General features: G+C 72.2%; 3 protein-coding genes. All 3 read left to right on the top strand.

All coding sequences use genetic code 11. From position 1 onward, the window contains the following. Nucleotides 1-22 precede the first annotated feature (22 nt). Nucleotides 23-10,390 carry a type I polyketide synthase gene (locus FKO37_RS14085; RefSeq protein WP_238604600.1) on the top strand — a complete coding sequence of 3,456 codons (10,368 nt, stop codon included), beginning with the start codon at nt 23-25 and terminating at the stop codon, nt 10,388-10,390. 113 nt (nt 10,391-10,503) lie between these two features. Continuing rightward, entirely contained in the window at nt 10,504-11,427 is a 924-nt protein-coding gene (locus FKO37_RS14090; protein WP_238604601.1) for an ATP-binding cassette domain-containing protein, read from the top strand. Continuing rightward, nucleotides 11,427-12,254, top strand: coding sequence for an ABC transporter permease (locus FKO37_RS14095; RefSeq protein WP_134729751.1), 828 nt, complete (start codon nt 11,427-11,429; stop codon nt 12,252-12,254). The genes FKO37_RS14090 and FKO37_RS14095 overlap by 1 nt, the downstream gene beginning before the upstream one ends. Nucleotides 12,255-12,435: the final 181 nt, after the last annotated feature.

Below are 12,435 nucleotides of genomic sequence, written 5' to 3' on the forward strand. Positions count from 1 at the left end.
CAGCGACAAGAGGATTCTGGCGATGACTGACGAAAGCAAGCTGGTCGACTACCTGAAGCGGGTGACCGCCAACCTGCAGGAGACGCGTGAGCGGCTTCGCGCGGTCGAGGCGGCGGAGGCCGAGCCGATCGCGATCGTGGCGATGGGCTGCCGGTACCCGGGCGACGTGCGCTCGCCGGAGGACCTCTGGGAGCTGGTGGCCGGCGGCCGGGACGCGATCGGCGCGTTCCCGTCCGACCGCGGCTGGAACCTCGACACGCTGTTCGACGCCGACCCCGACAGCCCGGGCACGAGCTACGTCTCCGAGGGCGGCTTCGTCCACGACGTCGGCGAGTTCGACGCGCCGTTCTTCGGCGTCTCCCCGCGCGAGGCGCTCGCCATGGACCCGCAGCAGCGGATCGTGCTGGAGCTGGCGTGGGAGACGTTCGAGCGGGCCGGCATCGCGCCGCACTCGCTCGCCAAACAGCAGGTGGGGGTGTTCGTCGGCAGCGGCGACCAGGACTACTACGACGAGCTGCCGCCGTCCGTGCTCGCGGGCGAGGTCGCGGACTACCTGAGCACCGGCAACGCCGCGTCGGTCATTTCCGGCCGGGTCGCCTACGCGCTCGGGCTGGAAGGACCGGCGCTCACGGTCGACACGGCGTGCTCGTCGTCGCTGGTCGCCCTGCACCTCGCCGTGCAGGCGCTGCGGCAGCGCGACTGCTCGCTGGCGCTCGCTGGCGGCGTGATGGTGATGTCGCGGCCGGGTCCGTTCCTGGCGTTCAGCCGTCAGCGCGGGCTCGCCGCGGACGGCCGGTGCAAGGCGTTCTCCGACAGCGCGGACGGCACTGGTTGGGCTGAGGGTGCGGGAACCCTGTTGCTGGAACGGCTTTCCGATGCGCGCCGCAACGGTCACCCGGTCCTCGCTGTCGTGCGTGGTTCCGCGGTGAACTCCGACGGCGCGTCGAATGGGCTCACCGCACCGAACGGTCCTTCACAGCAGCGGGTCATCCGGCAGGCGCTGGCGAACGCGCGACTCTCGGCGTCCGATGTGGACGCCGTCGAGGGTCACGGCACCGGCACCACGCTCGGCGATCCCATTGAGGCGCAAGCCTTGCTGGCTACCTACGGCCAGGACCGGGACCGTCCGCTGTGGCTCGGTTCGATCAAGTCGAACATCGGCCACGCGCAGGGCGCGGCCGGTGTCGGCGGGGTGATCAAGATGGTCCAGGCAATGCGCAACGGCCTGCTGCCTCGCACGCTCCATGTCACCGAACCGTCCACAGAGGTCGATTGGACCTCCGGCGCGGTCGAGCTGCTGACGGAGGATCGTCCGTGGGCGGCTGGGGAACGCCCGCGGCGCGCGGGCGTGTCGTCGTTCGGCGTCAGCGGCACCAACGCACACGTGATCGTCGAAGAAGCCCCCGCCGTTGAAGCGGAGGAAGTGACGCCGAGCTGGCCCGAAGGCGTCCCGGTCCCGTGGCCGCTCGCCGGGCACGGTGCCGCGGCGCTTAAGGCGCAGGCGGCCCAGCTGCTGTCCGTTGTGGACGGTGCGACCCCGCTCGACCTCGGTTTCTCACTGGCGACGTCCCGGTCGCCGCTCAGCCACCGCGCCGTCGTGCTCGACGGGAAGGCCGGGGTCGCCGCACTTGCCGACGGCTCGACGTCGCCCGCGCTGGTCACCGGCACCGCCGTCGAGGGGCTCACCGCGTTCCTCTTCTCCGGTCAGGGCGCTCAGCGCGCACGCATGGGAGCCGAGCTGGCCGCCGCGTTCCCGGTGTTCGCCGAGGCACTGGACGAGGTCTTCGCCGCGATCGACCCGCACCTCGACCGTCCACTGAAGACGGTCGTCTTCGAGAACCCGCGGCTGATCAACCAGACCGGCTACACCCAGCCCGCGCTGTTCGCGATCGAGGTGGCGCTCTTCCGGTTGCTGTCGTCGTGGGGCATCAAGCCCGACTTCCTGCTCGGCCACTCGGTCGGCGAGCTGGCCGCCGCGCATGTCGCAGGGGTGCTGTCGCTGGCCGACGCCTGCGCTCTCGTCGCGGCCCGGGCGAAGCTCATGCAGGCCTTGCCGACCGGTGGCGCGATGGTCGCCCTGCAGGCGACCGAGGACGAGGTCGCCCCGCAGCTGACCGACGACGTCAGCATCGCCGCGATCAACGGCCCGGACTCGGTGGTGCTTTCCGGCACCGAAGACGCGGTCGCCGCGGTGGTGGCGAAGTTCGAGGGCCGCAAGTCCTCGAAGCTCAAGGTGTCGCACGCGTTCCACTCGCCGCTGATGGAGCCGATGCTGGCGGAGTTCGCCGCCGTCGCCCGCACGCTCACCTACTCGCGGCCCGAAATCCCGGTGATCTCCAACGTTTCCGGCGCGCTCGCCGGGGCCGAGATCGCCACGCCGGAGTACTGGGTCTCGCACGTCCGCGCCGCGGTCCGGTTCCACGACGGGCTGACCGCGCTGAGCGCACAGGGCGTTTCCCGCTTCGTCGAGGTCGGCCCGGACGGCGTGCTTTCCGCGCTCGCCCGGCAGAGCTTCGACGCGGTGGTCGTGCCGGTTCTGCGCAAGGACCGGCCGGAGCCGCAGGCTGCGCTCACCGCGCTCGCCGAACTGTTCGTCAGCGGGCTCGTCCCGGACTGGGCCGCGGTCTTCGACGGCCGCGGCGCCCAGCGCGTCGACCTTCCGCCGTATGCCTTCCAGCGCAAGCGCTACTGGATCGACGCCCGCGCCAACCGCGACGAGGTGACCGCGGCCGGCCTCGCCTCGGCCGGGCACCCGCTGCTCGGTGCCGCCGTCTCCCTCGCCGACACCGACGGCGTGGTGCTCACCGGGCGGCTTTCGGCGGAGACGCACGCGTGGCTGGCCGAGCACCGGCTCGGCGAGGTCATCACCGTGCCCGGCACGGCGTTCCTGGAGTTGGTGGTCCGCGCCGGCGACCAGGTCGGCAGTGGCCGGATCGAAGAACTCACGCTCAGCAGCCCGCTGGTGGTGCCGGAGCGCGGCGGCGTGCAGGTCCAGGTGACCGTCGGCGCGGCGGGGGAGCACGGCGTCCGCTCCGTGACGGTCCACTCGCGCGCGGAAGGTGCCGAGGGCGAGCCGTGGACGCTGCACGCGAGCGGCACGGTCACGCCACCGTCGTACCGCGGCGGGGTGGACCTGGCCGAGTGGCCGCCCGCCGGTGCCGAGCCGGTCGGGATCGACGGCGTGTACGACGACTTCGCCGACACCGGCCTGACCTACGGACCGCTCTTCCGTTCCCTGCAAGCAGTGTGGCAACGCGACGGCGAGATCTTCGCTGAAGTCGCGCTGCCGGAAGACAGTGACGCTGACCGCTTCGGCTTGCACCCGGCGGCGCTCGACGCCTGCACCCACGCTCTGCGTGTCGCGGGCGGCGGTGACGGCGGCGTCGGCCTGGTTCCGTTCTGCTGGACCGGCGTCGAGTTGCACGCCACCGGTGCGTCCGCGCTGCGTGTGCGGTTCAAGCCGACCACCGAGGACGGCTACGAGATCGCCCTCGCCGACCCGACTGGCGCTCCGGTCGCCACGGTCGCCGAGACGGTGTTCCGCTCCTTCACCGCGCCGGTCGCCGAGCAGACCGCTCCGCTGTACCGGATCGAATGGCAGCGGTCGGCGGAAACCGAATCCACTGTGGACACTGCCGACGTGCAGGTCCTGGAGTGCGTCGGCGAATCCGGCACCGCCGCCGAGACGCACGAGCTCACGCACCGCGTCCTGGCCGCTCTCCAGACCTGGCTCGCCGAGGAACACTCCGAGCAAGCCAGGCTCGTGGTGGTCACCCGCGGCGCGGTCCCGGCCGCCGGAGACGTCACCGACCTCGCCGCCTCGGCGGTCTGGGGCCTGGTCCGCTCCGCGCAGGAGGAGAACCCGGACGCCTTCGTCCTGCTCGACCTCGACGCCGAAACCACGCCGGAAGCGGTGTTGCCGCAGGTGCTGGCCTCGGGCGAAACGCAGGCGGCGGTCCGGCTCGGCACGGTCCTCGTGCCGCGGCTGGTCCGCACGACGCCGGAGCTGGACCGGCCGTACTTCTGCCCGCACGGCACCGTGCTGGTCACCGGCGCGTCCGGCGCGCTCGGCGGAAAGCTCGCCCGGCACCTGGTCGCCGAGCACGGGGTGCGCAGGCTGCTGCTGCTCAGCCGCCGGATCACGCCCGCGCTCGACCAGTTGGCCGCTGAACTGCGGGAAAGCGAGGTCGACGTCCGGCTGGAGCGCTGCGACGTCGCCGACCGCGAGGCGCTGGCCGCCGTGCTGGCGTCGCTGCCGGAGGAGAACCCGCTCACCGCGGTCGTGCACGCCGCCGGCGTTCTCGATGACGGTGTGGTCACCGCACTCACCCCGGAGCGGGTCGACGCGGTGCTCGCCCCGAAGGTCGACGGCGCGCTGAACCTGCACGAACTCACCCGCGAGACCGCGCTGTCCGCGTTCGTGCTGTTCTCGTCGGTCTCCGGCGTGCTCGGTGCGCCCGGCCAGGGCAGCTACGCCGCGGCCAACGCGTACCTGGACGCCCTTGCTTCGCACCGCGTCGCGCACGGTCTGCCGGGCTTATCGCTCGACTGGGGCCTGTGGGGCGAGGTCGGCGGCATGGGCGGCACGCTCACCGAAGAGGAGGTGCAGCGGCTCGCGGCCAGCGGCATCGTGCCACTGTCCACTGCGGACGGTCTGGCGCTGTTCGACCGCGCGCTCGCGGTCCGCAAACCGACCGCCGTCCCGGCCAAGCTCGACCTTCCGGTGCTGCGAAAACTCGACCGGCTCCCGCGCACGCTGGAACAGCTCGTCGGCCGCACCGCGCGCCGGGTCGCCGCCACGGCCGGGTCCTCAGTGGACTCCTTCGCCGGACGGCTGCTGAGCTTGCCGGAAGAAGACCGCCGCGACGCCGTGCTGGAACTGGTGCGCGGACACGCCGCGACCGTGCTCGGCTACAGCGGCGCGCACGAAATCGAGTCGTCGGCGCAGTTCTCGTCGCTCGGCTTCGACTCGCTGACCGCGATCGAGCTGCGCAACGGCCTCACCGCGGCCACTGGGCAGCGGCTGCCCGCGACCCTGATCTTCGACTACCCGACACCGACCTCGCTGGCCGCGCACCTGCTGGCCGAGCTGGCCGGCACGGCGGTCGAGATCAGCACAGTGTCCACTAAGGACAACTCGGAGGAGCCGATCGCGATCGTCGGCATGGCCTGCCGCCTGCCCGGCGGTGTCACCTCGCCGGAACAGCTGTGGGAACTGGTCGCCGAGGGCCGCGAAGCGATCGGCGACTTCCCGGCCGACCGCGGCTGGGACGTCGACGGCCTGCTCGACCCGACCGGCCGCCGCCCCGGCACGACGTATGTCGCACGCGGCGGGTTCGTCTACGACGCGGGCGATTTCGACCCGACGTTCTTCGGCGTCTCGCCGAAGGAAGCGCCGATGATCGACCCGCAGCAGCGGCTGCTTCTCGAAGCCTCGTGGGAGGCGCTGGAGCGGTCCGGGATCAACCCGATTTCGCTCAAGGGCAGCCCGACCGGGGTCTACGCGGGCGTCCAGTACCACGATTACGCGGGCGCGAGCAGCGCCGGTTCGATCGTCACCGGCCGAGTGTCCTACTCCCTTGGCCTCGAGGGCCCGGCCGTCTCGGTGGACACGGCGTGCTCGTCGTCGCTGGTCGCGATGCATATGGCGGCGCAGGCGCTGCGCGGCGGGGACTGCTCGCTCGCGCTGGCCGGCGGCGTCACGGTGATGGCGACCCCGGAGACGTTCGTGGAATTCAGCCGCCAAAAGGGGCTGGCCCCGGACGGCCGGTGCAAGGTGTTCTCCGACGACGCCGACGGCACGACTTGGTCCGAAGGCGTCGGCGTCCTGGTGCTGGAGCGCCTGTCCGACGCCCGCGCCAACGGGCACCCGGTGCTCGCGGTCCTCAAGGGCAGCGCGGTGAACCAGGACGGCACCTCGAACGGCCTGACCGCGCCGAACGGTCCCGCGCAGCAGCGGGTGATCCGCGCGGCGCTGGCCGACGCCGGACTGGAACCGTCCGATGTGGACGCCGTCGAAGCGCACGGCACGGGCACGAAGCTGGGCGACCCGATCGAAGTCCAGGCGCTGCTGGCCACTTACGGCACGCAAACCTCGGCGGACCGTCCCTTGTGGATCGGATCGGTGAAGTCGAACATCGGGCACACCCAGGCCGCCGCCGGCGCCGCTGGCGTGATCAAGATGATCGAGGCGATGCGGCACGGCGAACTCCCCGCGACGCTGAACGTGGGCAAGCCGTCGAGCGAGATCGACTGGTCCTCGGGCGCGGTGCGGGTGCTGGCCGAGCCGGTGAAGTGGCTGCCGAACGGGCACACCCGCCGGGCGGGCGTCTCCTCCTTCGGCGTGAGCGGCACCAACGCGCACGTGATCCTGGAGGAAGGCGACCGGCGCGAGGTCACCGCCTCGACTGGTCCGGAGTACGACGGCCCGGTCGCGTGGCCGGTCTCCGGTCGCGGCGCCGCGGCGTTGCGGGCACAGGCCGACCAACTAATGTCCTATGTGGACGAAGAGCCGGAAGGCAGCCTCGCCGACATCGGCGTCTCGCTGGCCACCACGCGCGGCGCGTTCGACCGCCGGGCGGTGCTGATCGGCAGCCGGTCGCCGCAGTTCGTGCGCGGTCTCGCGGCGCTGGTCGACGAGGAAGAGGCGCGCGGAGTCGTCAGCGGGACCGCCACCGCGGGCGGGCGCACCGCGTTCCTGTTCGCGGGCCAGGGTTCGCAGCGCGCGAAGATGGGGGCGCGGCTCGCCGAGCAGTACCCGGCGTTCGCCGCCGCGTACGACGAAGCCTGCGCCGCGGCCGACCGGCACCTGGACCGCCCCATCCGGCCGATCATCGACAGCGGGGAGGGCCTCGACGAGACCCGCTACACCCAGCCCGCGCTGTTCGCGCTGGAAGTCGCGCTGTTCCGCCTGGTCCGCGCGTGGGGCGTCAAACCGGACGTGCTCGCGGGGCATTCGATCGGCGAGATCGCGGCGGCCCACTGCGCTGGCGTGCTTTCCCTTGAGGACGCGGCGAAGCTGGTAGTCGCTCGCGGTGCGCTGATGCAGGCACTGCCGACCGGCGGTGCGATGGTGGCGATCGACGGAACTCCCGAAGCGGTTCGCGAAGCCGCAGGGGACACTGTGGACATTGCCGCGGTGAACGGTCCGACCGCGGTCGTGATCTCCGGCGCTGAAGAAGCGGTTGCCGCAGTGGCGGCGAAGTTCGAGCGCACCAAGAAACTCCGTGTCTCGCACGCGTTCCACTCGCGACTGATGGACCCGACGCTCGGCGAGTTCCGCACTGTCGCGGAAGGACTGTCCTATGCGGACCCGCGGATCCCGGTCATCTCGACGGTCACCGGCGGCCCGGCGGACCTGACCTCGCCGGAGTACTGGGTGAACCAGGTCCGCTCAGGGGTGCAGTTCCGCGACGCGGTCACTCGGGCCGCCGCGGACGGCGTGACCCGGTTCCTGGAGCTGGGCCCGGACACCACGCTCGCCGCGATGGCCGCGGGTTGCTTCGACGAGCAGCCCGAGGCGCTGGCTTCGCTGCTGCACAAGGAGAACGACGAGGCCGTGGCTGCGCTGACCGGTGTCGCGCAGCTGCACGTCAGCGGCGTCGACGTCGACTGGTCCGCGATCTACGAGCCGACCGGCGCCCGCCCGGTGCCGGTGCCGACGTATCCGTTCCAGCGCCAGCGCTTCTGGTTGGAGAGCACTTCTGGTGCCGTCGGCGAGGAAGACCACCCGCTGCTCGGGACGGCACTGGAACTCGCCGACGCCGACGGGCTGCTGTTCAGCGGACGGCTTTCGGTTGGCACACACCCGTGGCTGGCTGACCACGTCGTCGGCGGCTCGATCCTGTTCCCCGGCACCGGTTTCGTCGAGATGGCGATCCGGGCAGGCGACGAGGCGGGCTGCCCGCGCTTGGAGGAACTGACCCTGGAGTACCCGCTGGTCGTCCCCGAGCGCTCCGGCGTCCGCGTGCAGTTCGCCCTCGGCGCGGCCGACGGCAGCGGCAGCCGGACGTTCAGCGTGCACTCCCGGCCGGAAGGCGACAGCGCCGCTTGGACGCGCCACGCGATCGGCAAGCTCGCCAAGGCGGGCAAGGCCGGGAAGTTCGAGCTGGCCGAGTGGCCGCCCGCCGGCGCCGAGGAGGTCCGGCTGGAGGGCACCTACGAAGAGCTGGCCGCCGACGGGCTCGCCTACGGTCCCGCGTTCCGCGGGCTCGTCGCGGCCTGGAAGCGCGACGGCGAAGCGTTCGCCGAGATCCAGCTCCCGGCCTCGGTGTCCGATGTGGACCGTTACGGCATCCACCCGGCCGTGCTCGACGCCGCGCTGCACACCATCGGTGTCTCCGGCGCGGCCGGGGACGAACCGGCGCTGCCGTTCGCCTGGGAAGGCGTCCGGTTGCACGCCGTCGGGGCGACGACCCTGCGGGTCCACGTCCGCCCGGTCGGCTCGGGCGCGGTCTCGCTCGACGTTGCCGACGGTGCCGGGGCACCGGTCGCATCGGTGGAATCCCTGCTGCTGCGCCCGATGTCCGCCGTACCGCAGGCGGCACCGACCGGCGGTGGTGACTCGCTGTTCCGCGTCGCCTGGGAGCAAGCCGACCTCGACGCCGTCGCCGAGGTCACCGACTGGACTGTGCTCGGCCCGGACGCCTTCGGCCTCACCGAAGCGCTGGGCGCCAAGGCCGCCGGGACGGTCGCCGAGGCGAGCGGACTGGTCGTGCTGCCCGCGGGCGGCACCGACGACGTCCACGCCGAACTGCACCGCGTGCTCGGCCTGCTGCAGGACTGGCTCGCCGGGTCCACCGGTTCGCTGATCGTGGCGACCCGGGGCGCGGTGGCCGCCGAAGAGGGGGAGAACCCCGACCCGGCCGGCGCCGCGGTCGCGGGCCTGGTGCGCTCGGCGCAGGCCGAGCACCCCGGCCGGATCACGCTGGCCGACCTCGGCGCGGGCACCCCGGCCGGCCGGACGCTGGCCGCGGTGTCGGCCTCGGACGAGCCGCAGGTGGCGTTGCGAGCGGGCGCGGTGCTGGTGCCGCGCCTGGTCCGGGCGGCCGACGCGGCGGCGGCCCCGGTATGGGACGCCGAGGGCACCGTGCTCGTCACCGGAGCCACCGGCGCGCTCGGCACGGCCGTCGCACGGCACCTGGCGACCGAACACGGCGTGCGGAACCTGCTGCTGGTGAGCCGTCGCGGTGCGGACGCACCGGGCGCGGCCGAACTGCGGGACGAACTGTCCGGTCTCGGCGCCGAAGCCACGTTCGCCGCCTGTGACGTGGCCGACCGGGACGCGCTGGCGGAGCTGCTGGCCGGAATCCCGGCCGACGCGCCGCTGCGGGCGGTGGTGCACGCGGCCGGCGTCCTGGACGACGGGGTGCTGACTTCCCTTACCCCGGAACGACTCGACAAGGTCCTGCGCCCGAAGGTCGACGCGGCAGAGGCGTTGCACGAGCTGACCCGCGAGCTGGACCTCACCGCGTTCGTGCTGTTCTCGTCGGCCGCCGGGGTCCTCGGCGCACCGGGGCAGGGCAGCTACGCCGCGGCCAACGCGTTCCTGGACGCACTGGCCGCCCGGCGCCGCACCGAGGGCCTCACCGGCACCTCGCTGGCATGGGGCCTGTGGAGCGACGGCATGGGCGCGGCGCTGGAAGACGCGGACGCGCACCGCATCGGCGAGACCGGCATCACCGCACTGTCCACTGAGGACGGTCTGCGGCTGCTGGACGCGACGGTCGGCGCGGCGGAGGCGCAACTGGTGCCGATCGCACTGGACACGCGGGTGCTGGCGTCGTCCGGCGGCGACGACCTCCCGGCCGTGCTGCGCGGTCTGGCAGGCACGCCCGGCCGCCGCGCGGCGCAGGACACGGCCGAGGACAACGAATCGCTGGCGAAGAAACTGGCCGGGTTGGCGGCGAACAAGCGCGTCCCGATGGTGCTGAACCTGGTGCGCACGCACGCCGCGGCGCTGCTGGGCCACGCCGGTCCGGAAGCGGTGGAAGCGGACCGTTCGTTCAACGAGGTCGGCTTCGATTCGTTGTCCGCCACCGGGTTCCGCAACAAGCTCAGCCTCGTCACCGGGCTGAAGCTGCCGGTCAGCCTGATCTTCGACTACCCGACGCCGCGGATCCTTTCCGAGTTCCTCGTCGGCGAACTGGCTCCTGCCGAAGAAGCGCCCGCCGAAGAAACCGTTACGGAGCAAGGAGTCCGGGAGGCGCTGGCGGGAATCCCGCTGGAGAAGCTGCGCGCGGCCGGGCTGCTGGACGGGCTGCTGGAGCTGGCCGGCGTGCGCCTTGCCGAAGACCGCGCCGAGGAGCCGGAAGCCGTGGAGGAGGCGTCGATCGACGACCTCGACACGGACGCGCTGATCAGCATGGCGATCGGCGCCGGCGACGACTGAGCACACCGGGCGCGAGGGGCGGGAACCCCTAACCCGGCAGGCCCCGGCCACTGTTGTCCGGCCCTGCCGGGGTGTGGCCCACTGACAAGACCCGAACGAGGAGAGGTAACCCCATGGTCACCGGCTACGCAATCGAAGCACGGGGGCTGCGCAAGTCCTACGGCGACGTGAAAGTGCTGGAAAGCGTCGACCTGAGCGTGCGGCGCGGCACGATGTTCGCGCTGCTCGGCCCCAACGGCGCGGGGAAGACCACGACGGTGCGGATCCTCAGCACCCTCCTGGACGCCGACGGCGGCACCGTGACCGTCAACGGCCACGACCTCGCCGGGTCCAAGCGGACGGTGCGCGAGCAGATCGGCCTGACCGGACAGGACACCGCGGTCGACGAACTGCTCACCGGCCGCGAGAACCTGGAGATGATGGCCCGGCTGTTCCACCTGCCCGCCGCGCGGGCGAAGGCGCGGGCCACCGAACTGCTCGCGCAGTTCGACCTCGTGGAGGCCGCGGGCCGCCAGGTCAAGACCTACTCCGGCGGCATGCGGCGCAGGCTCGACCTGGCGATCAGCCTGATCACCTCGCCGCCGGTGCTGTTCCTCGACGAGCCGACCACCGGCCTCGACCCGCGCAGCCGCTCGGCGATGTGGGACGCGATCCGCGAGCTGCTCAACGGCGGCACGACGATCCTGCTCACCACGCAGTACCTCGAGGAGGCCGACCAGCTCGCCGACCGGATCGCGGTGATCGACAAGGGTCGCGTCGTCGCCGAGGGCACCGCCGCCGAGCTCAAGCGCAAGGTCGGCACCGAACGGTTGAAGCTCACTTTCGCCACCGCCGCCGACGCGGCGCGCGCGCACGACGTCGCCGGCGGGGTGCTGACCGGCGAGACGGTCAGCGTCGCGATCGACCAGCCCGCCCAGGTCCGGCAGGTGCTCAACCGGATCGACGAGGCGGGCCTCGAAACCACCGGGCTGGAGCTCTCCGAACCGACCCTCGACGACGTTTTCCACACCCTCACCGGAACCGCGGGAGCGAACTGATGACCCAGACCCTGTCCAGGGAGATCGAGGGGACGCACATCCCCGGCTCCCCGAGCCGCTCGTCGTTCGCGCTCGCCCTGTCCGATTGCCGGGTGCTGGTCGCGCGCAACGTCAAGCACATCGTCCGCAACCCGGAGATGCTGATCCAGGCGTTCTCGCTGCCGATCGTGCTGCTGCTGCTATTCCGCTTCATGTTCGGCGGCGCGATCAACCTGCCCGGCATGGCCTACGTCGACTACCTGGTGCCCGGCCTGGTGGTCGTCAGCATCGGCTTCAACTCGACGACCACCGTGGTCGGCGTCGCCGCTGACCTGACCCAAGGCCTGGTCGAGCGGTTCCGCTCGATGCCGATGGCGGGCTCGGCCGTGCTCGTCGGCCACGTCGTCTCCGGCGTGCTGCGCAGCATGCTTTCGCTCGTGGTGATGGTCGTGGTCGGCCTGGCCATCGGATTCCGCCCGGCGGGCGGCGTGCTCGGCTGGCTCGCCGCGACCGGACTGCTGGTGCTGTTCGCCGCCGGCGTGTTCTGGCTCGCCACGCTGGTGGGGTCGATCGCCAAGACCGTCGAGGGAGCGGGCGGCCTCGGCATGATCTTCGTGTTCGTCCCGTACGCCACCAGCGCGCTGGTCCCCACCGGGTCGATGCCGTCGGTGCTGCGGGCCGTCGTCGACAACCAGCCGGTAACGGTGGTGATCGACGCCGTCCGCGGCCTGATGAACGGCACTGCGGTGGCGTCGACGGTGTGGCTGGCGTTCGCCTGGTCGGTCGTCCTCACCGCGGTCGGCGCGTACCTCGCGATCCGGAAGTTCCACCAGCGCGCCCGCGGCTGACCCCCTCGCCGCGGTGGCGAAGGCGGCCCGTGCCCCGAGCACGGGCCGCCTTTTTCTTGAACCCGAGACGCGGGCTGCGTCAGACCGCCCAGGTTGCTGTGGGGCAGCTTCCGCACGGCGGCAACCCGGGACCGGCCTAGCTCGTAAAGGCGGGTGAAGCGGTCGGCGTCGAGTTCGCCGT

The sequence above is a fragment of the Amycolatopsis sp. Poz14 genome (assembly GCF_006704225.1).
Taxonomy (GTDB): Bacteria; Actinomycetota; Actinomycetes; order Mycobacteriales; family Pseudonocardiaceae; genus Amycolatopsis; species Amycolatopsis nivea.